The 274-nt window shown below is 71.5% G+C and carries 1 pseudogene; it reads left to right on the top strand.

Annotation, left to right across the window (positions count from 1 at the left end):
* A pseudogene (locus SB754_RS20205) lies at positions 1-274 on the top strand (enolase); the annotation flags it as partial.

Raw genomic sequence — 274 nt, 5'->3', positions numbered from 1 at the left:
CAAGCGCGCGGGCGGCCCCGCCCAGTACGCTCACGCGAAGGAGGTCGCGGGCGCCGCGATCGGCGAGGATCCGAACGACATCGCCAAGCTCTACACGAAGCTGCTCTGGGCGGGAGCGACGGTCGGCCGTTCCGGCGTCGCGACGCAGGCGCTCGCGGCGATCGACATCGCGCTCTACGACCTCAAGGCGAAGCGCGCCGGGCTCCCCCTGTCGAAGCTGCTCGGATCCCACCGCGACAGCGTGCGCACCTACAACACCTCGGGCGGCTTCCTC

Origin of the sequence: Leifsonia sp. SIMBA_070, from assembly GCF_046534635.1 — a bacterium.
In the GTDB taxonomy this organism is placed as follows: Bacteria; Actinomycetota; Actinomycetes; order Actinomycetales; family Microbacteriaceae; genus Leifsonia.
Note: the sequence above shows the minus strand (reverse complement) of the source record. Positions and strands in the feature narration are given on the sequence as shown.